The 24,675-nt window shown below is 46.7% G+C and carries 20 protein-coding genes and 1 pseudogene; 10 read left to right on the top strand and 11 right to left on the bottom strand.

The window, feature by feature from the left end:
- The first annotated feature begins 329 nt into the window (after positions 1-329).
- Together EPX21_RS20715 and EPX21_RS20720 are read left to right on the top strand one after the other, a co-directional pair.
- The gene (locus EPX21_RS20715; protein ID WP_134091569.1) at positions 330-794 is read left to right on the top strand and encodes a hypothetical protein; all 465 of its coding nucleotides are present in this window, start codon (positions 330-332) and stop codon (positions 792-794) included.
- A gap of 30 nt (positions 795-824) precedes the next feature.
- Positions 825-1,265 carry a hypothetical protein gene (locus EPX21_RS20720; protein ID WP_134091570.1) on the top strand — a complete coding sequence of 147 codons (441 nt, stop codon included), beginning with the start codon at positions 825-827 and terminating at the stop codon, positions 1,263-1,265.
- A gap of 10 nt (positions 1,266-1,275) precedes the next feature.
- Here the strand turns inward: EPX21_RS20720 and EPX21_RS20725 are convergent, their stop codons facing one another.
- The gene (locus EPX21_RS20725) at positions 1,276-2,883 is read right to left on the bottom strand and encodes a HAMP domain-containing sensor histidine kinase (protein ID WP_134091571.1); all 1,608 of its coding nucleotides are present in this window, start codon (positions 2,881-2,883) and stop codon (positions 1,276-1,278) included.
- 278 nt (positions 2,884-3,161) lie between these two features.
- Here EPX21_RS20725 and EPX21_RS20730 point away from each other — a divergent pair, with 278 nt between their 5' ends.
- Positions 3,162-3,458, top strand: coding sequence for a DUF3861 domain-containing protein (locus tag EPX21_RS20730; RefSeq protein WP_134091572.1), 297 nt, complete (start codon positions 3,162-3,164; stop codon positions 3,456-3,458).
- 166 nt (positions 3,459-3,624) lie between these two features.
- Complete coding sequence (locus EPX21_RS20735) at positions 3,625-3,867, top strand: hypothetical protein (protein WP_134091573.1); 243 nt, start codon at positions 3,625-3,627, stop codon at positions 3,865-3,867.
- Positions 3,868-3,894: 27 nt separating this feature from the next.
- Here EPX21_RS20735 and pstB read toward each other — a convergent pair.
- From pstB to EPX21_RS20760, 5 genes and pseudogenes are all read right to left on the bottom strand, one after another.
- A pseudogene (gene pstB, locus EPX21_RS20740) lies at positions 3,895-4,656 on the bottom strand (phosphate ABC transporter ATP-binding protein PstB).
- Positions 4,646-5,491 carry a phosphate ABC transporter permease PstA gene (gene pstA, locus EPX21_RS20745; RefSeq protein WP_134091574.1) on the bottom strand — a complete coding sequence of 282 codons (846 nt, stop codon included), beginning with the start codon at positions 5,489-5,491 and terminating at the stop codon, positions 4,646-4,648. Before pstA ends, pstB begins: the two are co-directional and overlap by 11 nt.
- A gap of 1 nt (position 5,492) precedes the next feature.
- On the bottom strand, positions 5,493-6,383 hold the full coding sequence (pstC, locus tag EPX21_RS20750) for a phosphate ABC transporter permease subunit PstC (protein ID WP_134091575.1): 891 nt from the start codon (positions 6,381-6,383) through the stop codon (positions 5,493-5,495).
- Between the two features lie 11 nt (positions 6,384-6,394).
- Positions 6,395-7,222: a substrate-binding domain-containing protein gene (locus EPX21_RS20755; protein ID WP_134091576.1), complete on the bottom strand. Its 828-nt coding sequence runs from the start codon at positions 7,220-7,222 to the stop codon at positions 6,395-6,397.
- A gap of 247 nt (positions 7,223-7,469) precedes the next feature.
- A complete protein-coding gene (locus EPX21_RS20760; RefSeq protein ID WP_134091577.1) occupies positions 7,470-7,706 on the bottom strand; it encodes a helix-turn-helix transcriptional regulator in 237 nt (78 codons plus the stop codon).
- A gap of 707 nt (positions 7,707-8,413) precedes the next feature.
- On the opposite strand from EPX21_RS20760, the gene EPX21_RS20765 reads away from it, so the two are divergent.
- From EPX21_RS20765 to EPX21_RS20785, 5 genes are all read left to right on the top strand, one after another.
- A complete protein-coding gene (locus tag EPX21_RS20765; protein ID WP_134091578.1) occupies positions 8,414-9,265 on the top strand; it encodes a helix-turn-helix domain-containing protein in 852 nt (283 codons plus the stop codon).
- Positions 9,266-9,416: 151 nt separating this feature from the next.
- Positions 9,417-9,947 (top strand): hypothetical protein, encoded by a 531-nt coding sequence (locus EPX21_RS20770; protein ID WP_134091579.1) that lies wholly within the window; start codon positions 9,417-9,419, stop codon positions 9,945-9,947.
- A gap of 171 nt (positions 9,948-10,118) precedes the next feature.
- Positions 10,119-10,943 (top strand): molecular chaperone, encoded by an 825-nt coding sequence (locus tag EPX21_RS20775; protein ID WP_134091580.1) that lies wholly within the window; start codon positions 10,119-10,121, stop codon positions 10,941-10,943.
- Positions 10,930-12,000, top strand: a complete 1,071-nt coding sequence (locus EPX21_RS20780; RefSeq protein WP_134091581.1) for a hypothetical protein — start codon at positions 10,930-10,932, stop codon at positions 11,998-12,000. The genes EPX21_RS20775 and EPX21_RS20780 overlap by 14 nt, the downstream gene beginning before the upstream one ends.
- A gap of 20 nt (positions 12,001-12,020) precedes the next feature.
- A complete protein-coding gene (locus EPX21_RS20785) occupies positions 12,021-14,900 on the top strand; it encodes a carboxypeptidase-like regulatory domain-containing protein (protein WP_134091582.1) in 2,880 nt (959 codons plus the stop codon).
- On the opposite strand, the gene EPX21_RS20790 is transcribed toward EPX21_RS20785, so the two are convergent.
- Positions 14,889-15,428, bottom strand: a complete 540-nt coding sequence (locus EPX21_RS20790) for a PepSY domain-containing protein (RefSeq protein WP_134091583.1) — start codon at positions 15,426-15,428, stop codon at positions 14,889-14,891. The genes EPX21_RS20785 and EPX21_RS20790 overlap by 12 nt on opposite strands.
- Before the next feature lie 160 nt (positions 15,429-15,588).
- Between EPX21_RS20790 and EPX21_RS20795 the strand changes: the two genes are divergently transcribed.
- Positions 15,589-16,113, top strand: coding sequence for an Lrp/AsnC family transcriptional regulator (locus EPX21_RS20795; RefSeq protein WP_134091584.1), 525 nt, complete (start codon positions 15,589-15,591; stop codon positions 16,111-16,113).
- Here EPX21_RS20795 and EPX21_RS20800 read toward each other — a convergent pair.
- The 4 genes from EPX21_RS20800 to EPX21_RS20815 all read right to left on the bottom strand — a co-directional run bounded on the left by EPX21_RS20800 (position 16,048) and on the right by EPX21_RS20815 (position 24,675).
- Entirely contained in the window at positions 16,048-17,007 is a 960-nt protein-coding gene (locus tag EPX21_RS20800; protein WP_134091585.1) for an NAD-dependent epimerase/dehydratase family protein, read from the bottom strand. The genes EPX21_RS20795 and EPX21_RS20800 overlap by 66 nt on opposite strands.
- A gap of 109 nt (positions 17,008-17,116) precedes the next feature.
- Positions 17,117-20,158 (bottom strand): hypothetical protein, encoded by a 3,042-nt coding sequence (locus tag EPX21_RS20805; RefSeq protein WP_206106121.1) that lies wholly within the window; start codon positions 20,156-20,158, stop codon positions 17,117-17,119.
- A 1-nt stretch (position 20,159) separates the two neighbouring features.
- Entirely contained in the window at positions 20,160-23,252 is a 3,093-nt protein-coding gene (locus tag EPX21_RS20810; RefSeq protein WP_206106122.1) for a hypothetical protein, read from the bottom strand.
- A gap of 19 nt (positions 23,253-23,271) precedes the next feature.
- A complete protein-coding gene (locus EPX21_RS20815; RefSeq protein WP_206106123.1) occupies positions 23,272-24,675 on the bottom strand; it encodes a RagB/SusD family nutrient uptake outer membrane protein in 1,404 nt (467 codons plus the stop codon).

The raw sequence follows: 24,675 nt of genomic DNA on the forward strand, positions 1-24,675 counted from the left end.
TGGGCTAGCGATGTTCATACACGAGCCCAGCTCGTTTTGGTATGCACCTTAAACCTTCCACCCCACTTCCACCTTAAACCCTACGCCTTAAACCTTCCACCTTAGCTCCACCTTACCGCCTTTCACTTTAAGCCCTAAACCTAAAACCTTACTCCTTCGTCGCTGTTTTCACAAAATAGAAAAATGTGATTTTTTTGGGAAATTTCGCGTATAATGGCATGCTCCTTGCATAGTACAAACCGTCGGATTCATTCGAGGCCACCTTCTACCGGGCCTCGCAAATCGGAACAGTAATACATCATCTACATATATTTTTTTAAAGTCTATCTATGAAAAACAGAAAAAAAACAGCCATTCTGCTTAAGAGGCTTGCTATGAAAGAATGCGAGGAGATTTTCCAACTTTCGCAGGAAGCGATCGTATTTGGCAACTTCTTACAGGATTTAAGTCTTAATGGAGAAAGAGGCCGCGGTTTCACTCAGCGACTGCTATGGCTCGCTAAAGCGCCCTACACCATTCGGTCACAATATGAACCCGAAAAAATCATAGGCTATGCCTTATTATACAAATCAGGCACCTCTTATTATCATGGCATTTGTATCCGGCCCGACTGTTATCACCCCACTATTATTGACCAGACGCGTGAACAGATAGCAGCGCTCGCTAAGTTTTGTTATAATGTGTGCACGATCAGAACCGATATGCGGGTATACTACACGGGATCTTCGGTAACGATGCCATCCTTAGTTTCGATGGAAGCGCAGCCAGAGAAGTGTATTAGCCAAGTAGCTTAGTGCAGAGGTTAAACTTTTAATAATTGTATCATGAATGCTATCGACACAACGCTCCCGTGGCAAAGGGGGTGGTTGCCACCATTCAAACAATGGCTAAAGGGAACCTGGCACCGTAAGCAAGACAGTACTTCTTTGCGCCGGATATGCATGGGCTCATATACGTGGGATTATGCAGACAATACGTTGCGCTTGGACAGCAAGCTGCTCGCCATTTTGGGCTTTTCCAGACATAATCTAGTCTTTATTGAACCCAAAAACTGGCTGGAAATGATCAGTGCCGAAGATATTCCGGTTGTCATCAGAAAAGCGCGAAAATGTGCAAATGGCGAAAACGCGTTTTTTCACTGCCGTGTTACCGCGTTTAATAAGCACAAAGCGCCGCTATGTATCACGTTACATGGAAGAGCCGATCATCAAAACCGAACGATCAGCGGTAGCTTTCTAGTACTAAATCCGGACTTTATTTATTGAATACCACTAATTAGTCGGTCACAGCCGGCAAAGCGAACCAAAAAGAGCTTCCTTTTTTTGGTTCGCTCTTGACACCTATCTTTCCCTCGTGTAATTTAATAATTTCGGCACTGAGATAAAGTCCGATCCCAAAGCCAGACACCGCTTTATCCTCGTCTACCCTGTAATAGCGTTCAAAAATACGTCCAAGATCTTTGGCTTCGATTCCTTTTCCTTGATCACTGACAATGATACGTGCCCAGCCATCCTGCTCTTCGCATGAAACGTCAATGCTGGTATCGGCCGGTGAATACTTGGCCGCATTGCTCAAAAAATTAATTATCACATTCCTGATCTTGTCTTTATCGGCAAAGACCTTCACGCCACCACATTCGTTCAAGTGGATCTGACGGCCCGTAAATAGTAAGAGATTGTCCTCTGTGGTTTCCCGTACTAAATCGAAGACATCAAAGACCTCCTTATTGAGGTGTAATTTTCCCGCTTCCAAACGAGAGACATCTAAGAAACTATTAATCATAGCCACCAATTTGTTCACGACCTTATCGGTATTCGTTAAAATTCGTGTTGCAAAGTGATTTTCGGCCTTACGCGCCTCTCTTTCCAGAATTTGAAGATAGCCTTTTATTGAAGTCATCGGCGTTTTTAGCTCATGACTTACAATGCCAATAAAATCATTTTTGCGCATCTCCTCTTCCGCCTGTTCCGAAATATCCAGTAAGATGCCACTAAAGCGAATTGCGCGTTTATGCTCATCAAAAACTGCCCTTCCTTTCGCATGTGCGGTTCTCAATTTATTACTTTCCGGAACAGCAATGGTGTAAATAACATCGTAGCGACCTCCCGATTCATATTGCAGGGCTCTTTCGATTGCTGCAAGTACGCGGGCTCGATCCTTTTCGATAATCACCTCTGTTGCCCTCTTCAGTGGAAATTGATCAGCCGGACTAAGTCCAAACCACCTGTACAACCGCTCGTTCCCGGAAAATTCCATCGTCGTGGGGTTCAGGTCCCAGGTAGCCAGTCTTCCCGCATCGATTGCAAACTTCAGCTGCGCTTCGCTCTCCTGTAAAATCTTATATAGCTTCTCTATTTCGCTTTTCGACCGCCTCAATTCGCTATTGGCGGTCGACAGTTCCTGTACCGTAAGCGCTAGCTGCTGGTTAATAACATTTAATTCTTCATTTAACTGTTGCTCGCGGATTTCAGACGCTTTTAGAGCAAGTTCATTAAGGTAGCGGTGGGTTACATCACTGGCCGTGTTCAATACACAGTAGGTCTTTCCCAGCCCATCTTTAACAGCCTTATAAGTAAAATCAAAATAAAACAGTTGAAGTTGATCGCCCATCATCAGTTCAGTGGCCATATTGGTAGCCGTATAGCTTTCGCCGCTGCGCAGTACCTGCAAATAAATATCCTTAAAAGGTTGGTCGCCAAGTTCAGGAAGCGCTTTATCGATGCTTTTACCGATTACACTGCTATCCTTGCCCCAAAGCTTTATCATAGCATCATTGGCCGCTTCAATAATCATCTCCTCTGTGCTATAAACCGCCATAGGCACATCCGAAAGTGCCATGATCTCAAGAACGTGCGTCTTGTTATAAAGTTTCGATTCTCCCATATTTGCTTATAATGGCACTGCCTACGGCCTCCTCTTTATCGGCTTTTTTATTATTGTCAATATTGATACAGCTTTTACAAAAAGACGATGTTGCAAATTTAGTTAATAACTTCACAAGAAGTTAATCTATTTTCAATATGTGACAATATTTTTATTATAAAATTCCTACTTGTTTATCTTGTTACGAATTCAAAAAACGCGACTGCGCACTTACACCGCTTCGCGAAGCTCAAAGAAATTAGCTATTTTTGAGTCTTCTATTACTTAGCTATAAACTCATGGAAAAGAAAGCACATCAGTATAAATTAACGTTGACCTATTTGAAAAACGTAAAGGGTGAAAGCATGGATGTAGCCCCGGTTGAATTGGCGGTAGAGAACCACGACGACATCTTTGCCATTATCGAAAGGCTCCAAGCAAAAGACCTGTTTAACAACAAGGATCAAACTGCCGAATTTGCCATCGGACTGAAATTATTCACCGAAGTAATGCTCAAGCATAAAAATCACCCGCTGTTCGCGGATTTGCTTCCCGCCATCGCTTCTTTCATGAAGAAGCTGAAAACAATGCCTTAGAAAGCAGTGCCTTTCATTTTTCCCTAATTGGTGGAAACGAAGTCCTTCAAAAAGCACTTTCGGCTACCGATATGCAATGCACGTAAAAAAAATATAACATTTTAGGCTTAAGCATTGTTATGATGACGAATATGCAAAAGCTAATGATAGGTAACTTTTAAATGGCATGGAAAAGGAATATTTAGACATACCGGTCACGATCGGACAAAAGGAACAATCGTTCAATTACAAAATTGTCGAAGATGAAGCGTCCGGTCAACGCTTCAAAATATGGTCGGAAGGAAAAGAATTATACATGGACGAAGATCTTGGCTACTTGAAAGGCGATATGCCGACCGAATGGACAGATCAAGCTGTTTTGAAATTGCAATCCATCCTACAGGCACACCAACATCCCGATGGGCCTTAAGGTCAATAATTACCTTGATGAATACGATCAGCCGAATTTTCCGCGCACATAGTTTGCGGTAAGTTCGCTCTTCGGTTCATTAAACAGCTGATAGGTTTTGTTTTCTTCTATTACTTCCCCTAAGTACATAAACACCGTTTTGTCGGCAACACGTTGTGCCTGCTGCATATTGTGCGTAACGATCACAATGGTGTACTACTCCTTCAACTTCACGATGAGTTCTTCTATTTTCAGCGTGCTGATCGGGTCGAGGGCAGAGCAGGGCTCGTCCATCAGTATCACTTCCGGCCGCAGGGCTACGGCCCTTGCTATGCATAGCCTTTGTTGCTGCCCTCCGGATAAACGCGTAGCAGGCCTTAATAGATCGTCTTTTACTTCTTCCCAGATAAAGCTTTCTTTCAATGCATTTTCAACGATTTGCGCTCTCTGCTCCTTTTGAACATTATTGATCCTTAAGCCATAATTAATATTTTCATAGATGCTCTTTGGAAAGGGATTCGGCTTTTGGAAAACCATACCGATGCGTTTTCTCACCTGGGTAACCGGAAAATCGGCATCGTAAATAGACTTTCCGTCCAACAGAAACCGGCCTTCTATCCGAGCATCCGGACTCAGGTCGTGCATTCTATTGAAGCAACGCAATAGCGTACTTTTTCCGCAACCCGACGGACCGATAAGCGCGGTTACTTTATTTTTTTCAAAATCGACTTGAACGTTCTTGAGTACATGTTTAGACCCGAACCACAGATTTACCTCTGAGGCAGCAAGTTTAATCTGACTATCCTTCATTTCTGCTGTGTTTATAACGTATATAAAAGGCGGTGCTGTTCAAAATAAAGACCACTAAAATCAACACCAATGCTGTTCCATAAGCCAAAGGCCTTACCTCTTCGATCGCCTGATGCTGGGTAGACAACATATAGAGATGGTAAGGTAAAGCCATAAACTCCTGGTTAAGATAACCCGTTGGGTTATTAATGTAAAAAGCGACGCCCGTGAAAAGTATCGGAGCCGTCTCCCCCGCCGCTCTAGATAAGGTGAGCACCAAGCCGGTAAGAATGCCTGGTAGCGCGGTAGGCAACACCATGTCGCGAATGGATTCAAACTGGGTAGCACCCACGCCAAGAGCGGCTTCCCTCGTGCTTGCGGGAATGCGGCGCAGCGCCTCCTCGGTGGTTGTAATGATATAAGGCAACGACAATAAACCCAGCGTAAAGCCGGCAGACAGTAGTGAAGTCCCCATATGAAGCCCTTGAACAAAGAGTGCTAAACCAAAAAGACCGTAAATGATAGAAGGCACCCCAGCGAGATTGCGGATCGAGGCCCGGATAAGTCGGGTGAGCCAGGTGTTGGGGGCATACTCGTTCAGATAAACCGCGCAGCTTATTCCAAAAGGAGCCGCAACAAGCGCTGTTATCAAGGTAAGCATCACCGTCCCGATGATAGCAGGTAAAACCCCTCCTTTCGTCATGCCCTTACTCGGCAAGGTACTCACAAATTCCCATGTCAGCACAGACAAACCTTTGCCAACAATATCGCCGATAATAAGGATCAGAAAGAAACAAACCAGGCCAGTACAGAAAAGTAAGGTGCCCCATTCGATAATTGGTGTCAGCTTTTTCATCTTAGGCTGCTTGGTATTTTTTAAATTTATTAACATAATATTCCCCGATCAGGTTGACAATCAAGGTAAACAGAAACAGAACGGTCGCGATGGCGAATAAACTGTAATAATGCGTAGTTTGATAGGGCACCTCTCCCATTTCAATTGCAATGGTAGCGGTAATGGTTCGCACCGAGTGAAAAAAGCCCTTCGGGAAAGCAGACGCGTTGCCCGTCGCCATCAGCACCGTCATGGTCTCGCCCAAAGCCCGACCAACCCCAAGCATCACCGCTGCCAAAATACCTGGAGCGCTTGCCGGGATGGTGATTTTGCATAACGTCTGCCAACGATTTGCCCCCAAGCCAAAACTCGCCTCCTTATACGACGGTGGCAGACTGTGCAAGGCATCTTCGGTAACCGTAATAATGGTCGGTAGCGCCATGATGGCCAATAGTATGGCGCCGTTCAATGCATTGAGGCCATTCGGCTGATTAGACAGTTCGCCCAACTGCGGACTCAGCACAACGATCCCTAAAAAGCCAATGGCTACCGACGGAACAGCCGCCAACATCTCAATAGCCGGCTTCAATATATTCCGCACATGTTTACTGGCATACTCGGAAAGAAAAGCCGCCGTACCAATTCCAACAGGTATCGCGATCAGCATCGCACCCAGCGTCACCAGACACGTGCTTACCAATAAGGGCAAGATGCCATAGGTGGCGGGGCTGCCCGAGGGATTCCACTGCGTACCGGTTATAAAGTCCAGGGGCTTTACCTGGATCAGAAAAGCGATGGTGTTCCATAGCAGCATAAAAAATATACCGCCGAGGATCGCAATAATCAGAATTCCCGTTGCCTGAAAGAGCCATTTGGCAGTGAGATCTATTTTTTCTTTAGCACTTAATTGCATAAGTCGGAAGTTTATCGGGTAATGTAATAGCCTGACGCTTTGATAATTGCCTGGCCTTTTGCACTTTTTTCAAAATCGATAAAGGTCTTGACCTTTTCCCAGGAGGTGCTCGGGATAAATTGATACAAGGGGCGTTGAAAAGCATAACGCCTTTCCATAATGGCCTGTTCGTCCAGCGGCGAAACCGCTTCACCTTTTTTCAGATCGCGGATATAGAGAACCTTTACATCTTGCTCTTTACCCCCATGCGCAATGTATCCGGCGCCAACATAACCGATGCCCGACCGATCCATCTTAACCCCTTCCATAATCTGGGCATTTCCGTTCATTTCCTTTGCATTTCTGCTGAACTGAACACCCAGCTTTCCCTGCACAAACGCATGTGTTCCCGAATTACTCTGCCTCCCATAAATATTAATAGGCATGTCGACGCCCGTTAGGGGCTTCCATGACCTATATGCGCCGCTCAGGATCTTGGCCAAGCTCGGTATATCAATTGTATCCAGTGGGAAATTCCTATGAACGATAAAGGCCGTTGCATCTTCGGCAAAAACAACCGTATGCAATTTTATCTTTCTGGCTTTGAATAGGCTGTCTTCCTCCGCATTCAGGTCGCGCGACGAGTTGGCAATGTCTGCTTGTCCGTTTAATAAAGAAGCGATTCCCAAGCCCGATCCACCGCCCGAAATCGCTACGCTGAACGTCGGACTGGTTTCATAAAAATGTTCAGCAAGCGTCACCGCCAAATTCACCTCCGTATCCGAGCCCTTTACTTTAATAGATCTATTATCGTTACTACAAGAACATATAAGTATCAGAAAGGCAAAGCTGTAGCGCATAGTTATTTGTTTCGCAGGTTATACAAAACTAATAAATAAATATTACGGTTATATTGACTTTATGTGAAGGAAAAAACATCGCTATAAATCGTTCAGACCAAATTTTAGCCTCCCATCTGTGGGGACAGTCGTGCATCCGGCTAGTCAAAAGCAACCCTATACAGGACCAGCCGCACGTTAACGCTGCCCTGTTCTGCAGGATGCCGAACAAAAGTTGTTTCCTGCACCACGCAATTGTGTCGATGGCTTACTTCTGCAGCTTCGAAAAGTCGAAGATGTCATTCATGGTGACCTTCAATGCCAGCGATATCTGGTACACAATGAACGATGAGGGATTTACCCTGCCATTTTCAATCCGACCAAGAACTTGATAGTCCTTGTCAATGAGGGCGCCTAACTCGGGCTGCGTGAGCTTGCGTTCTTCGCGGAGTGCCTTTATCCGTTTCCCCAAATTGACCTTAAAATTCTCTAACTCCTCATACATTTCACACACTAATCACCGCATAATTTCAAAAAAGCAACCAAACATATTTGTTTGGTTTTCAATTTTGTATTATCTTTGTTGAGCATACACGGCATAGCCCGCTTTGTCAAACAACTAATCCGAACAGAAATATGTCTAACCTGAACCTCAGACCCCTTTCTATGCTTTTCAAGGATTTCCCCGAACATGGTGATTTTTCCCCTCAGAATAGCACGCGGGCCACGCCTGCTCCGGCCAATAAAGGATCAGTGATCTACTATTTATAAGCAATTATGACATTGCTTTCAGAAATTTATTGTCTAATTTATGCAAAATAATCGCACTCGTTATGTATAAGACCTTTTACCAAAATTATTTAAAGCACATGCTGGATTTAAATCACTGGAGAAGTGCTGTACATGCAGCCTGCCGGTCTTTAGTTTTCATGCAAAAATCAGTTAAACAAATTTGTTTGAATAAACACTTTGCATTATACTTGTTACAAATAGAACAAAAATCGACCGGCAACGTTACCTGCCTGCATCCAACTTTACTTATTATCGGTTTATTTATGATAATATAAGTTCTCAGAAATAAACAATCGTTTAGGATTTTTGATTGTACGTATGCATTAGCGTCTTTGGCATTACATCTACGTTTATCCGCCACTAAAGGCAACGGATAAATTCGTGAAGCCGATCGCTGGATGTTGATTTAATATTGTCAATATGGTGAATTTCGGAATTTACAGCATGGCAGATCTAGAACAATACCTGCCTGACATGTACAGCGCTTCCATCAAGGAAGCTTATATGATTATTCTCGCCGGGCCTATGGGACTGACACATTATGTAGGGAACCAGAAGATTGAGCTTCCACCCCATGCCATTCTGTTTCTCGGTGCCGGACGCTCTTCGCAGTTTGACCGCAGCGCTGTGCCCGATGCACATATACTGCTATTCGGTGCCAAGTTCTTTGCACGGTCGACGCGATTAATGCATTTCCTCCAGCAGACTCCCCTATTCAACGACCATACGAATGTCTATTATATGACTTTGTCAGATGACGGCGTGCTGTATAGCCAAGTGTTTATACGCCTATTCGACCTGGCAATTAGCGGCCTCACAAGAAACATGCTGAGCATGGATCTAGCGCACAACCTGCTTGAACAGGTTCTTATCATCGGCAGTTTATACTATAACGTAGTAAGCGCCAACTACGAAGCAAATCGCGATAGCACCCTGGTAACCCACTATAAAGCGCTTGTCAATATGCACTACGCTACCCAAAAATCCGTACAGTTCTACGCTGCACAGCTGAATGTTACCGCACGCAGATTAAACCAAGCCACCATGAAAGAGTTAGGCGTGCACGCAAAGAATGTAATCACAAGCTGCATCACACAGAAAGCCAGACAGCTACTAGCTTACACCGATCACAACATGAAGGAAATTTCGGCATCGCTCGGATTCAGCGGCGAACACAACTTTAGTGACTTTTTCTATAAAAACGCGGGAAGGCGACCTAGTGAATTCCGCAAAGTGAAACAGATTGAAAAACAGAATGTCACTAAAATGTAAGAGTGCTACCTATGCAGAAATGCAGAAGTAAAGTGCAGTTTTTAGTATTCACTAACCAGGTAGCCCTACCTACCTTTGCACCATCAGATTAATCGTTATCTGATACTAAGTTAGCTATTACATTTTTAATTACAAAGTCATGATCCAAATTATGCAAAAAAAAATCAAAAAACTCGTTTTGACCGTCTTCGCATTTGCTACTGCAATTGCAGCGCAAGCGCAGGATTCGGAAACTAAGGTAAACCTCAACGTAATATTAAAACCCGTACGGAGCTTAACGGTGAACCACACGGCGGTCGACCTGGAATACAAGACCGCTGAAGACTACAAAAACGGTGTTTCCCAAACCATTGACAACGGTCTTTCCATTACGAACATCGGCGGCGGATTTAGGTTATATGCAAAAACGAATACCTCCGATTTACAAAAAAGAGCCGGCTCAGGTGCCGGAAGCATTAGTGGCGAGCGGGTCACTGTCGGTATTGTAGGTAATCCGGCACGGAGCGTAAGCAGCATGGCTAACGGAAACGGTGCCGAACTCCTTCATGGTGATAAAAGCGTGGTTGGTCAATCATATGGACTGGTATACCAAGCAGCCGGAAACGACGAATACGTAAATGCCGCAGGTCGCGACCTGACGAGATTTACTGTCGAAGTAACCTATACACTGGTAACAGATTAATTTACCTCCCCCAAGCCAGTCAGCGGGTTGAGCCCACTTAAACAGGCTCAGTCCGCCGACCGTACCGAACAAGGTCTTCTTGATCGATCGTGATCAGCAACAGGCATAACTGTGCCATAAAGGTTCTTCACGACCTTTTGAAGTAGACACTTCCAGAAAAAAGAACCACCTATGAAAACATTAGCAACTATTTATCGTAAATCCCTTATTGTATGGAGCATACTGGCCGCTCATTGGATACCGGCGCAGGCCCAGGTAGGCGTCTCCATCGATTCACCCCGCCTCTATTTCGAAATTGGCCCCGGCCAAAGCCATGTAGAGCAATTGGTGGTGTCCAATCCGAGTAAGGACTACACCATGGAAATGGGTATTTCATTTGACGATTGGGCATATAGCGAATCCGGGGAAAATTTAATGTACGACGCAGGCAAACTACCTACTTCCTGTGCCGCATGGATCTCGGTATCCGAGGCTTATTTCTCCTTGGCACCCGGCGAAAGCAAGACACTTGACATACGGATGGCAATGCCCGCAACACACCGCGACAGCGTGCCTGTACACACGGCAATCCTCTATATTACACAGCTCAACCCGCGGGATGGTAAAGACCAAAACGGTGCAAATATCCGTACGGCCGTGCGCACCGGCATCAAGCTGTATCAGCGCCTACCCGGGACGCCGCACCCTGACATTGAAATCACCAACTTCTACTATAAAAAGTCGGAAACGCCTGAACTGGTACTCGCTTTCGACAATACCGGTACTACTTGGGCCGACGGGAATCTCAATATTGAACTACTCGATCAGTCAACAGGAACTAAAATCGAGTTGCCTGACAGATTATTCTACACCTTACCCGGCGATCGCAGGTTGCAAGCTATCAGCTTGCCAGCAGACCTCCGGCCGTCACGCTATATCGCCACAGCCATCATCAATTATGGCGATGCCGACATCGTAAAAATCGCGGAGCTTGAATTTGGCCATGGTGAAAGCTAATCGTTTTACGCTCATCCTATTATTTGTTTCTGCGTTACCCTTCGTAGTTGGAGCACAGCTTCGGTTTAACGTGTACAGTGCGGGTTATTTCAATATTACCGACTATAGCGGATACATCAGTCCTGAGGGCAGTCATCAATTTCACATTCAGTATGACGGTACATTTATTGAAGAGCACCATTGGGGCATCAAAGCTCGATTAAATGGACCGATCCGTCCCATATCGGGCAATAATGTATCGGGACAGTCTTTTCCAGCCGAAAAGATCCGCTTCCGTTTTACGCACGACGACGGAAACCATCCAACGCTGGCGGCTATCGGCGCGAGCATGGCCAATATTCCGCTAAACGCAGCCGCTGAGACCCCGCTCATCCCAAAATCGAATGCGGCTATTTCCCATCGAAGTCAGTACCATAGCCACATGCAGTTTCACCTCTATTTCGCCGTCGATATTGAGGGGGGCGATTACCTCAACCGTATGCGAAACAGCGAAGCGTACCAAATGATTGTCTATGCAGTGCCGCTCACGTTTACACTATATCGGGCAGACGGCACTATACTGGGATATCAGGACGCCATGTATTATATTCAGGTGAACCAAACGCTGTCTGGTGGCCCCACGGTGACCGAGTTTAGTCTTGAAGTACTTGGCAACGCACGCAACTGCACGTTGGAGTTGGGCAGTCCCAGGCATTATACCGAAGGGATTTCTTTGGTTAACGATGATGGACTGCGGGTGAATTCCAGCACCGCCTACGCCATTACGGCCCGTACCATTGGTCCAGAGCTGACACAAACCACCGGTGGCCAGGCCAGCATCCCCGTTGGCGCGATCAAGCTACGTCTGCAGCCCGGCAGTTTAGCTCCGTCCGGTGGCGCTTATCAGGAAATCCCCTTGTCTGTCTCTAATCAGTCACTCTTTGGAGCCAACAGCGGCCACAGTTCAGCGCGTCTTTTTGATATCGTGTACCGTATAGACGGCAACGACAATAGGTTGCTAAATGCCGTGCAAGGCGTCTATACTACCACCATCATCTATCAGTTGATGCCACGGTGATGTTGTAATGTACCCTATTCGTGAATATACCCTTAGACATACGGTTCGTTTTTTGTCCGATTTCCTTAGCGGGTCTGCTCGTCCTATGCTTGGATCCGACCTATAGTGAAGCGCAGGAAAAACATGAAACGCTAGCGCCTCATGTTTTGACGGTAGACTCCGTATTAAATGGCACAAATACCGAAATCGTCAGTACAACCGTGGCCCTGTACAACCATACGGAAGAACCCAGTCGGGGATGGCTAAAAATCACCTCGCCTCCGGAACTGAAGCTACTTGGCACAGCCACGCCCACGGTACATTTAGCTGCCAAAAGCAAACAATTCTTACCTTTAAAAGTCCATGTTTCAGCGAGCGCCAGGGCGGGCACCTATCCGATTTCCCTGCAATGGATAGACAGTACCGGAAGACGATTACAACAAGCCGACACAAGGCTTACCATCCTGCCGAAACGAGCGGTCTGGCTACAAGCAACCAAGCCAACCGAACTGATCAGGCATGCAGGAGACTCACTGCTAGTTCGGGTCGCGGTGCGCAATGCCGGCAATACCCACGAGCGCATTAAACTTGTTGCATCCATTCCTGACCCGCAACGAGGTAGGCTTTTCACGAGTCGCGACGTCGATTTGCAGGCTGCCGTCGATACCACCGTGGTATTCGGCTATGTCGTCGACCGCTCGATGATGGAGCTGGGCCATTTCACCGTTAACGTGACCGGCCTCTACGCCAACAACGAGCTGTTCGGCAACACCGCAGTGAACGTCCAGAACGCCGCCGCCAACAGGCGGTATATGGATCCTACCACAGCGAGCGTGAACCGCGGATATCAACCGCGCAACAGCGTGTCGCTGCAGGTGCGTAACCCGCTATCCGATCAACAATGGTGGCAGCTTAATGGCCGCGGGAGCTATGCACTGGGCAATGGATCGCTGGATTTCAATGCCGACGCGTACCAATGGGGCGGTTTGGATGGCCGGCCTGTCCTATATAACACCTGGATACGCTATGGCTCAAAGCAGATCGATGTAACGGCCGGAAACATTTCCGAAAGCCTCGAGACCTTTGTAAACGGGCGGGGCGTCAAGGTGCACTTCAACGACTCTTTACATAACCGAAGCTTCGAGGGAGGGCTTGTAGATCACTCCTTTGATCTGCTGGGCAACAGCGGCTCAGCGGGCTATGCCGATGGCTTCACCGCTTATCTGAAAACCACAGGTAGCATAGGGCAGCCAGAGAAAAGGAACTATACCGGCACCGCCATTTATGAGCGCAAGCCCATCGAAAACCGGGAGAGCTTTTTATATATGCATACGGTTGACCTACTTAAATCTTCGAGCGACAGCTTGCGGTTGGTTGCCGATATCGCCCCTGCGGCCACTCGCCAGCTCGACACTTCCGCAGCGGGTGGTGCAACCTTTTTTCCCGCCATGGCGGCCGGCTTGCAACTGCAATTCATTCGTCCTTCTTACACCCTCACCAGCAATAACTTTTACAGTACCGGCTACTATCCCGGCGCCCGCCGAGGTGTATTGCAGTTAAACCAACGCATTAGCCGCTCTATTAAGCGGACAAATTTATGGATGCAATATAGCCTGAATGAGTATGCACCGAAATACCTCGAAAATCAACGCGAATACCGCAGCTATTTTTTGGTGTCGCGCGCCGAAGCGGGCCTGCTTTTTCCTTTAACAACTTCACTGAGCTTATCGTTTGTGCCCCTTCATGAATACGAGCGCGGCTCCTATACATTCGGCGCCACCGCCGATGACGACGGAATGCGTCTCAACTCCTATCGTTTGAATACCACCATCAACTGGCGCAGCAGCGACTATAAACAACAAGGCTATTTGCTGTTGGAATCGGGGCTTGGGCAATTCCGCCCATCGCTCGCCGGAGGTTCTCGCACACAGCTACGGGCCAGCCTTTCCTATAGCTACGCTTGGTTCAATGCCAATATCAATGCACAAAGAGGAAACATGTCGTTGATGGAAGCAGCAAACAATCTGTATTTCGGACGCGAACACCCCTACCGCATAGGTGCTTCGGCTTCGGCACAACGCTATTTTTTACGCAAAAAAGCCCAGGCAGAAATTAGTCTAAGCTATTATAAAGACAGCTTTTCGGGCGAGAACCGGACAGCTAGTGGCCGACTACGTTATGCCTTCACCAAAAAAGCAGCTTTCCTGTTTACGGGCCAGTACTACCAGTACAACACGCCCTATGCCGGGCGTATAGCTAACGTCAATGTGCAATTGGGAATACAAATGGCCTTACCCGATAGCCGCGGACCGAACCGTCCAAAAGAAGGTAATATTGAGCTTACGGTTTATTATGACCACAACCACAACGGCATTTACGATGAAGGCGACAGTCCCGCCGGTAATATCATGCTCTTAGTTGGCCAAACCGCGTTCGTAACCGCAAGCGACGGAACGGTAAAGTATAGCCACGTGCCCCATGGCACGTATAAAATCAGCGTGCCGGCACAGGGCGGCTGGCATGCTGATGAATCCGTCTTGCAGTTAAACAGCAAGCAGCTGAAGTACGCCGTCCCTTTACAACGTTCCGGCACTGTTAATGGCCACGTCCAATATCAATACAACGAACGGTTAAGCCGCGAGATCGACAAGACGCTCGCTGGCTTAACCATCGAAGCCACCAACGAGCGCGGCCAGGTAACGGAAACCGTTACCGATGCCGAAGGCAATTATGTGTTATTTCTTCCGCCGGGTGATTACGAAATCCGCGTCGCCGAGCGCAGTTTGCCACGTTATGTAATAGTCGAAACACCGGTACAGCCGCTCAGGGTGGTGGCCAGCAAACTGAACCCCGGACCGCTGTTCGTGCTGAAGGCCCAAGAGAAAAAAATCGAAGTAAAACGGTTTTCCTCACCGAATTAAACCCCTTTGTTTTGCCCTTCGCTTCTTTTTTACCATATAGGGCTGGACAAACAAAATAATACCCGTTACCAAAGAGAGCAACAGGGTGACCGCTACCGGCATACTATAGAAGTACTTCGCCTTTTTATGAAAAAAAGTGCCATCATGGATCGATTCAATCAAGTCAGAACGTCGGTAAGCGACTTGCAAAACCGCAGCATTTTCCAAATCAACCTGCGCTTCATACGAATTTTGCGTACTCACCTTTGCAATCCCCTTCTCCGGCTGTATATCAATACGAGCAATATCTTCCCAAGATTTCACATGCAATTGTTCAATCTGTTGAAGCGAAGTGAGCAACTCAGCGAAGCTTATAGACGGAACAGTACTACGCCCCTGCTTCGTTTGCGGTTGAATCCACGAAATATCCTTCTTTAAAAGCAATAAAATCCCAGTAACTAGCAAAACAAACAAGGGTAAGCCGATAATAACTGAGCCCCAGTTATGTATTTTTCGGTTAAGAAGTTTTCCTTTAGGCAATTTCACCATGAATCTATTTTTATTATACTATATATTTCACGTTTTTCTTAAAATTAATAAAAAAAATATCATAATGCATTAAAAAAATGGTTAAAATTCAGTAAATTTACCAATAAAGACTTAACCGTAGATGCCAAACAAACAAACGTTGTTCTTACTATAGCCAATTATGGAAGAATTAGATGACATCGATAAAATCATTTTAAAAAAACTACAGGAAAATGCCAAAATTACTACAAAAGAGTTGGCTAATATATTGCATTTAACAATCTCACCCGTATATGAACGTATACGACGGTTGGAAAATCTTAAGTATATAAAGCAATATGTTGCCATTTTGGATAAAAAACTACTGAATAAGCCGATTACTGCATTGTGTCAAGTATCGATGCGTTACCATAATGAAGCTTACATAGAGATGTTCGAGCGTGAGATTTTAGGTTTCGAGGAGATACAAGAGTGTTATCATATGGCGGGAAGCGTCGACTTTTTGCTCAAGATTAACATTGACAGTTTAGATGCCTACCATGATTTCGTAAAATACAAATTAAGCCGTTTAGACAACATCGGGACACTCAACAGTACCTTTGTTTTAAAAGAAATCAAGTACACACACACCATTAGCTTTTTAATTTGTCTTTTTTTCCAGCTCAAGTATCACTTTTTCAATCATGCGCTTTACGGTATTGAATAAGTCGAAGTTCGGTTTCCAATTCCAGTCGGCTGCTGCATATTGATCGTTGATAGCACAAGGCCAAGATTGAGCTATATGTTGCCGAAAATCGGGTTCATAATAAACCTTAAGCTTCGGTATGTGACTTTTTATGGCCTGTGCGAGCTCAGAAGGAGTAAAACTTATACCTTCTACGTTATAGGAGCTCTGAATATTTAAGTCTTTTTTTGGTGCATCCATCAACTCGATTGTTGCCCGTATCGCATCCTCCATGTAGATCATAGGTAACGCGGTGTCTGCTTTCAGATAGCATGTATAAACATCATTTGCCAACCCCTTGTAGAACATCTCTACCGCATAATCCGTAGTGCCTCCACTTGGAATCGTCTCACTGCCAATAACACCCGGATACCGGATGGATCGGACATCAAGCTGATGTTTTCTATTATAGTAAAATATCCAGTTTTCGGTCGCCACCTTGCTAATTCCATAAACTGTAGTCGGGTCTAGGTAGCTGAATTGCTGCGCTTCTTGCTGTGCAGTACTGGGGCCAAAAACAGCGATAGAGCTTGGAATAAACACTTTCGCCAACCTCCTGGTCTTTGCTACTTCTAACACATTTAACACCGTTCGTATATTGAGATCCCACCCCGCCACCGGGCTTCTTTCCGCATTTGCCGAAAGAACAGCAGCCAGATGATAAACGATCGTCACATTATAGTGGTTGACAGCTTCATATACCCTTTTTGGATCCGTGGCGTCTAACAGCAAAAAACGGCACGACAAGTTGTCAATATTCGGCCGGATATCGGATGCGATAACAGCATAATTTCCATAAATTTCAATGAGTCGTGGTATTAAGGCCGAGCCCACTTGGCCGTTTGCCCCGATAACTAATACGACGTCTTTTCCCATGGTTTAATATAGATTTGAATGAAGGGTAAACAGATTAAAGGGTTGAATAAAAGGATGTCTTCGCCTGAAATGATAAAATTCAGCGCTTTATAGAAGACATCCTCCTTTGTTATTGCATTAAAAGTTTTTTTATACCGCGATTCGCTTTGATTTCATCCAAAGCATTCAGTAGTTGTCCCAGCTCGGTTTTGAGCTCTTCAAAAACAACGTAACTGTCATCCGTTGGCCGTGCCTCCCCACTTTCTACGATTCCTTGCAAGGATGCCAGTTTATTGTTGAGTTTAATAGGAAAGTTCAAGGGATCTTGATTACTTTGATTCTTCACCTGATAGATAGTTGATTCTATCCGTGATAATTCTTCTACCGTCGTAGCGTATCTTTTCTCATTGCTTTGCTTTTTTATTTTATCCTTGATGGCACGGATATCGATAACCGCTTGGTTCGCCTTGCTTACCTCATTGCGTATCTGCATAGCCAGCTCAAATTGCTTTTGGATATCCGCTTCTGTGATGTCTGTCAACCTTGGGTCTAGCCGCACCTCAAACATTTGCTCTTGGATTTGATCGCCCACAGTCAAGCGTACGGTATAAGTTCCCGGCAAGGCCATCGGCCCCATTTGCGGTCTTGCGGCCCACAAGATAATCCCTTTGAAGAGCGTCGCGCCCGGATGCCTCAAGTCCCAGCTAAAGGTATTCAAACCTGCCTTGGCAGAAAGCTTGCTTTTAGCGGTCGTATCGCTCGAACCCACGAAATGCTGAACAAGAGCCCCTTTACTATCCAGCACGTCCAAGGACAGCGAATCAACGTCTTGCTGCAAGTAATATTGAAAAGTTGCCTGTTGTACACGGCGCACGGCATAATAAGGTTTAAACAAATGTACAGGCTTGTTCAATAGTTCATCCTGAAATTCACGTATAGGTGCAATATCGTCCAGGATATACATGGAACGACCGTGCGTAGCAATAGCCAGATCCTTCTCAGTTACAGCGATATCCGGCACCTGCGTATCCGGCAAATTGAGCTGTAAGCTACTCCAATGGTCGCCATCGTCAAAAGAAACATATAAACCATGCTCCGTACCTGCATATAGCAAACCGGGCCTAGTGATATCCTCTCTTACCACATGAACAAAATCGTCGCCGGGGATACCCGTCACAATTTTTGTCCAGCTTTTTCCGTAGTCGGTGGTCCTCCAAATATAAGGCCGGCGGTCACCCAATTGGTAGAGCTTACCAGCTACATAAGCAGTGCCGTCGTTAAAATGCGAAGCCTCGATCATACTCACTCTCGTATATTTAGGCATATCCTTAGGTGTAATATTTTGCCATTCGCCGCCATGATTCCGGGTGATATGGACCAAGCCATCGTCCGATCCGGCCCATAGAACGTTTCCATCCTGAAACGAAGGAGCCAAGGTATACACCGTACCGTAAAGTTCCGGCCCGCTCATGTCCTTAGTGATCACCCCGCCACTTTCCCCCAAGGTACTTGTATCTGCCAGCGTCAAATCCGGACTGATTTTCTTCCAGCTTTGTCCTTCATTTTCCGTTACCCAAACGTGTTGCGAGGTAACATAGAGTCGCTTCTTGTTAACCGGCGAAAAGACAATCGGAAAAGTCCAATGTACCCGTTCAGGCAGGGTCTTAGCCGCCTCGCCCATAAAATAGCGCGGATAGGGTTCTACTCTCCGACGTTCTCCCGTACGGCGGTTAATTCGCGTTAAAGTGTTCGAATAACTGCCCGCGTAGAAAATATCCGGGTTTAACGGATCTTGTGCAATATAACCGCTTTCACCGCCTCCCACTTCATAAGCATAGCCCATTCCGTCCTGAATAGAGTTCGTTCGCGACACCATATGCTCCCAATCTTCACTCGGCACGGCAATAGTCGAGTTGTCCTGCTGCGCGCCCGCAACATGATAAGGAAAGTCATTGGTCGCAATGATATGATAAAGCTGAGCCGTTGGAAAATCTTCGTCTGTCCAGGTCTCCCCGCCGTTAACAGAGATAGTACCGCCACCATCATTAGCCTGCGCCATACGTAACGGATCATTCGGATCGATCCATAAGTCATGATTGTCCCCATGCGGCACAGTGATTGTCTTATCAAATTTTTTCCCACCATCTAGCGACTTAAAGAAGCCCACATTTAACACATAAACACCATCGACATCCTTTGGATCTGCATAAATACGGGTATAATAAAAAGCACGTTGCCGTAGCTTTCGATCGCCATTGGTTTTTTCCCAGCTCTTTCCGCCATCATCCGAACGGAAAACGCCCCCCTCATAGGCCTCCACAATGGCCCAAACCCGTTGATTATTCACTGGCGAAACCGTTACGCCGATTTTTCCGATAGGACCTTCGGGCATACCCGGCTTATGCGTTAGCTCCTCCCAAGTTTCGCCCCCATCGGTAGATTTGTAAAAGCCAGAAGCACCCCCGCCCCCCCACATTTTCCAAGGAGTGCGGTAAACTTCCCAAAGCGAAGCATAGAGCGTATTTGGATCTTTCGGGTCCAGTATTAAATCCTGCGCTCCGGCTTGATCGCCTTTATATAAAATCTTCTTCCACGATTTTCCCCCATCCACACTTTTATAAACCCCGCGATTTTCATCCTTGTCAAAAGGATGGCCTAAGGCGGCAGCATAAACAACGTCCGGATTGGCTGGGTGTATACGAATCCGGGCAATGGTTTGTGTCTCGGTAAGCCCCATATGCTGCCAGGTTTTACCCGCGTCCGTCGACTTATACACGCCATCACCCTGCATAATATTACCGCGGAACTCTGATTCACCCATTCCGATATACACGATATCCGGGTTGCTGACAGCAACCGCAACCGCCCCAACGGACGACGATTTTATCTGCCCATCCGTTACCGGTTTCCATGTTTCGCCTCCGTCGGCAGTTTTCCACAAGCCGCCTCCGGTTGCACCGAAATAATACTCGTTACGTCGTTGTGGACTTCCGGCGATAGCTAAGGACCGCCCTCCGCGGTTGGGCCCTACATTGCGAAATTTCAGGCTATCGAAAAAATGTACGGGAAATCCTTGTTGTGCAGCACTTTCCTGCCTGCTGCCGGTAAGAAGCAGCAAGAGCATAAGCGAGAAAACAAGTGTTTTTTTATAGCTTTTTGCAGAATATCTCATCTTATAATTGTTGTATAAATGGTTTCAATTCCTTGGAATCCAATAAAACGTCCAGTGCAGCTAAATGGGCCTGCAGCTCTTTTGTAAGCTCCTCCGCCACCAGGTAAGCACCGGCAGTAGGTTTAGCATCGCCCGTTTCTACGCTACGCCATAAAGACGCCAAACGGTTATTAAGTTTGATCGGAAAATTGAGCGGGTCTTGCGAACTTTGGTTCTTAACTTGGTATAGATTTTCTTCTATTTCGCTCAATTTAGCCATCGTCTTACTATCTTTTGCCTTCGCATCGGTTATCGCTTTCTTGATTTTACGGATTTTGATAACTGCTTCATTTGCCTGGCTCGTTTTATTACGCAAATCCATCGCAAGGGCAAATTGCTCCTTAACATCCGCTTCGGTAACGCCTTTTAGACGCGGATCGAGCTTGATTTCCAAGGTTTTGGTAAAGCGCTGTTCTCCCGTCTTAAGCGTAATCTGATACCTTCCCGGCGGCGCAAAAGGGCCTAACTGTGGTCGTCCGCTCCAAATGATCATCCCCTCGAAGGCCGTTGCACCGGGGTACCGAAGATTCCATTTAAATTCGTTCAGTCCGGCTTTCATGCTGGGCATTTTCTGTGTCCGGAAATAAGCGGCATATTCATCATTATCCGCTTTCTCCTCTTTTTCTCCCGCATAAGACGCCACAAGCTCACCTTTATCGTCATGAATCTCGATGGTCAAATCAGCCGGAGCGCTAGGCAGGTAATACTGAATTAAGGCATCCTCTACACGCCGGATGGCTGCATAAGGCTCAAAAAGATACGTTTTATCGGCAGAAAGCGACGCCAGTTGACGGATGGGTGCTATATCATCCAGCACATAGATCGACCGCCCGTGCGTACCGGCCACCAAATCTTTTTCTGTTACGATCAAATCGGCCACCTGCGTATCTGGCATATTTAACCGAAGAGAATGCCAATTCACGCCGTCGTCGTATGACACCCAGATACCATGCTCCGTTCCCGCATAAAGCAGGCCGGGCACCTTGATATCTTCCCGAACACTATGCACATAATCGTCACTACGAATACCATTCACTATCTTCGTCCAAGTCTTACCATAATCTTTGGTTTTCCAAATATAAGGGGCACGATCGTCCATTTGATAACGTTTAGCCGCAACATATGCCGTACCTGCGTGATGGGGCGACTCGTCAATGATACTTACCCGGGTGTCTTTGGGCATATCCGGAGGCGTAATGTTTTCCCAGTTCTTGCCGTGATCGCGTGTAATATGCACCAGCCCGTCGTCCGATCCGGCCCAGATTGTATTGACGTCGTGATTAGAAGGTGCCAGGGCAAACACCGTTGCATAAATTTCCGGTCCGTTCATGTCGCGCGTAATCACACCGCCGCTTACGCCCAAGGTCGCCGTATCTGCATACGTCAGATCGGGACTAATTTTTGTCCAAGATTGCCCTTCATTTTCTGTAAACCAAACATGCTGCGAACAGGTATACAGTCGGTCCGGATCTTTCGGTGAGAAAACGATAGGAAAGGTCCATTGCCAGCGTTCGGGCAACACTTTAGCTTCTTCCCCCGAAAAGAAACGTGGGTACACCTGCACATCGCGCGTTTGGCCGGTAGTCCGATCGATTCGCGTCAAAAGCGCACCCTGGCTTCCCGCATAAAAGATATCCGGATTTTTTGGATCCTGTGCAATATAGCCACTTTCACCACCGCCAACCGAATAGGCGTAACCAATACCCGGCTTAATAGAATTCGTACGCGTGGTCATATGGGTCCAATCCTCACTCGGTACTGCAATCGTGGTATTATCCTGTTGCGCACCTGCAACATGATAAGGAAAATCCTTTGTCACGGTGATGTGGTAAAGCTGAGCCGTCGGAAAATCCTCATCCGTCCACGTATCGCCTCCATTCACAGAGATCGTGCCTCCTCCATCGTTGGCTTCTGCCAAGCGATTCGGATCATCCGTCGCGATCCAAAGATCGTGGTTATCTCCGTGCGGCGGTTTAATGGTCTTATCAAAGGTCACTCCTCCATCTGTAGATTTATAAAAGCCTACGTTTAAACCATATACCCCGTCGCGATCTTTTGGGTCGGCCACCAACCTCGAATAATAAAAAGCGCGTTGCCGCAATTTTCTTTCGTTGTTCACCAACTTCCAAGTTGCGCCCGCATCATCCGAGCGGTATACCCCCCCATTATCTGCTTCCACAACTGCCCATACGCGTTTGGCATCCACTGGAGACACCGTAACCCCAATTTTACCTACTGTCCCTTGCGGCATACCAGGTTTCCGGGTCAGCTCTTCCCATGTTTCCCCTCCATCGGTCGATTTAAAAAGCCCGGAGGCGCCACCCCCACCCCACATTTTATATGGCGTACGGTACACCTGCCAAATAGAAGCGTACACGGTTTCCGGGTTTTGGGGATCGATAATCAAATCAACACCTCCTGCTTTATCCCCTTTATACAAAACCTTTTTCCAGCTTTTACCACCATCTATTGTTTTAAAGACACCCCGTTCTTCATTCGGCCCATACGGATGCCCTAAAGCAGCAACATACACGATATCCGGATTCATTGGATGAATCCGTACTCTGGCAATAGCCTGTGTATTCTTAAGGCCGACATGCTGCCAGGTTTTACCTGCGTCGGTCGATTTATAAACACCATCGCCCTGCATGATATTACCCCGGAATTGCGTTTCACCTGTACCTATATAAACAATGTCCGGATTCGTTTCCGAAACCGCAACCGCACCCACCGAAGAGCTGTTAAGCTGCCCATCCGTCACCGGCTTCCAAGTAATTCCTCCATCAAGGGTCTTCCAGAGCCCACCCCCGACAGCACCAAAGTAATACTCATTTTTACGTTTCGTACTTCCCGCTATCCCGAGGGAGCGTCCACCTCTATTAGGGCCGATATTTCGCCATTCCATGGATTTCAGCAGTTCCTGCTTAGCGGCGGGAATATCCTGCCCTTGGACAGAGAAAAAGCCCGTCATTAGGCACAGGGATATAGACAGTGTTAAGAGACTGCTTCCCCTTAGCCATCCGTTAGGCTGTTGCTTTTTTACGCTTGGTTTCATATATATTAGATTTAAGGGTTTATTGATAAGCCGGATTTTGCACCATATTGCTATTGGCGTTCATTTCAAATAAAGGTATTGGAAATAATGCCCGTTCAATATCCGTGAAGCTGATAGTGGTCGGGGAATTGAGACGGGGGACGTTTTGCACCCTTTCAACTATCTTTTCAGTACGCACCAAATCAAAGAAACTGTGCCCTTCAAAAGCGAATTCGAGTTGCTGTTCCGCCCAGATTGCTTCGGTAAGCGCCGCTGCGTCAGTCAGCGCTAATTGAGACACCCCCGCACGGCTACGAATCAGATTGAGATCGGCCAAAGCACCAGCCAGATCGCTCTCACTTCGAGCCTTCGCTTCCGCTCGGTTAAGGTACATTTCGGCGATGCGGATGACGTGAATATTATCGATATTGCCTGTTTTATTGTATTTGGTAGGATAATAGACTCCTTGGCTCGGTTCCACGGCATAGAGCGTACCTCGAATATCATTGGCATCTGCCTGTGCTTTTTCAACGAAGCTATTATGGCAAGCTAAGTCGCCACGTCCTCCCTGCGGTGTTGGAAAATACCAGTTCCGGACACCACTCTGATCTGCGTTGTTGAAGCTCAACTCAAAAACAGATTCAGTACTTAATTTGGTGGCAAAAATATCGGTATACGATGGGTTCAAAGCATAATTACCGTCGTCTATTACCAGGTCGGCATAACGAATACAAGAAGCAAAATCCCTTGTATAAAGATATAAACGCGACAATAAGGCTTGCGCTGCCGCTTTCGAGGCCCTGGAGCGATCGGCCGAGCGAGGCAGCAAATTTTCCGCCTGAAGCAAATCAGCTTCCACCATCGCGTAGCTCTCCATCAACGGCAATCGCGCGGGATTGGTCACTTGGCCTCTTTCATCCTGGCTGGCCGGCGCAAAACCCAAAGTTCCTACCACGTCAGGGTACCCGCCAAATGTACGCAGCAAGTCGAAATACGCCAAAGCCCGTACAAAATAGGCCTCGCCCAGCATGGTGCTCCGTTGTGTCTCTGTCAAGTCGCTAACTCCCGGCGCTAAATTTAAAATGGTATTTGCCACATAGATGGTGCGATAAGCGCGGCTATAGAAATAACCGATTTCTGTATTTCCGGTAGAATTTTGGTAGGTATCCATTTCACGATAGAAATCCCAGGTACCGATACTCTGTCCCTGATCGCTGGACACATCGCTCATGATCAAAAAATTCCGTCCATAATAATTCCCGCCCTGTAGCTGGTTATACAAACCGGCTACGGCCGCCTGTGCACTCCGGGCATCAGAAATAGCAATTCCTTCACTCAATTCATTACGGGGATCTTGATTCAAGACACCATCGCAAGCGGTCAAAACACTACTAGCGGTGCAGATTAAAAGCACCATGCACTTAGCAATTTTATGATTGATCAT

This window comes from Olivibacter sp. XZL3 (genome assembly GCF_004368405.1).
Taxonomy (GTDB): domain Bacteria; phylum Bacteroidota; class Bacteroidia; order Sphingobacteriales; family Sphingobacteriaceae; genus Olivibacter.

Coding starts and splice junctions, on each gene's coding strand:
- EPX21_RS20715 (WP_134091569.1), top strand. CDS start 330: ATGAAAAACAGAAAAAAAACAGCCATTCTGCTTAAGAGGCTTGCTATG.
- EPX21_RS20720 (WP_134091570.1), top strand. CDS start 825: ATGAATGCTATCGACACAACGCTCCCGTGGCAAAGGGGGTGGTTGCCA.
- EPX21_RS20725 (WP_134091571.1), bottom strand. CDS start 2,883: ATGGGAGAATCGAAACTTTATAACAAGACGCACGTTCTTGAGATCATG.
- EPX21_RS20730 (WP_134091572.1), top strand. CDS start 3,162: ATGGAAAAGAAAGCACATCAGTATAAATTAACGTTGACCTATTTGAAA.
- EPX21_RS20735 (WP_134091573.1), top strand. CDS start 3,625: ATGGAAAAGGAATATTTAGACATACCGGTCACGATCGGACAAAAGGAA.
- pstA (WP_134091574.1), bottom strand. CDS start 5,491: ATGAAAAAGCTGACACCAATTATCGAATGGGGCACCTTACTTTTCTGT.
- pstC (WP_134091575.1), bottom strand. CDS start 6,383: ATGCAATTAAGTGCTAAAGAAAAAATAGATCTCACTGCCAAATGGCTC.
- EPX21_RS20755 (WP_134091576.1), bottom strand. CDS start 7,222: ATGCGCTACAGCTTTGCCTTTCTGATACTTATATGTTCTTGTAGTAAC.
- EPX21_RS20760 (WP_134091577.1), bottom strand. CDS start 7,706: ATGTATGAGGAGTTAGAGAATTTTAAGGTCAATTTGGGGAAACGGATA.
- EPX21_RS20765 (WP_134091578.1), top strand. CDS start 8,414: ATGGTGAATTTCGGAATTTACAGCATGGCAGATCTAGAACAATACCTG.
- EPX21_RS20770 (WP_134091579.1), top strand. CDS start 9,417: ATGCAAAAAAAAATCAAAAAACTCGTTTTGACCGTCTTCGCATTTGCT.
- EPX21_RS20775 (WP_134091580.1), top strand. CDS start 10,119: ATGAAAACATTAGCAACTATTTATCGTAAATCCCTTATTGTATGGAGC.
- EPX21_RS20780 (WP_134091581.1), top strand. CDS start 10,930: ATGGTGAAAGCTAATCGTTTTACGCTCATCCTATTATTTGTTTCTGCG.
- EPX21_RS20790 (WP_134091583.1), bottom strand. CDS start 15,428: ATGGTGAAATTGCCTAAAGGAAAACTTCTTAACCGAAAAATACATAAC.
- EPX21_RS20795 (WP_134091584.1), top strand. CDS start 15,589: ATGGAAGAATTAGATGACATCGATAAAATCATTTTAAAAAAACTACAG.
- EPX21_RS20800 (WP_134091585.1), bottom strand. CDS start 17,007: ATGGGAAAAGACGTCGTATTAGTTATCGGGGCAAACGGCCAAGTGGGC.
- EPX21_RS20805 (WP_206106121.1), bottom strand. CDS start 20,158: ATGAGATATTCTGCAAAAAGCTATAAAAAAACACTTGTTTTCTCGCTT.
- EPX21_RS20810 (WP_206106122.1), bottom strand. CDS start 23,252: ATGAAACCAAGCGTAAAAAAGCAACAGCCTAACGGATGGCTAAGGGGA.
- EPX21_RS20815 (WP_206106123.1), bottom strand. CDS start 24,675: ATGATCAATCATAAAATTGCTAAGTGCATGGTGCTTTTAATCTGCACC.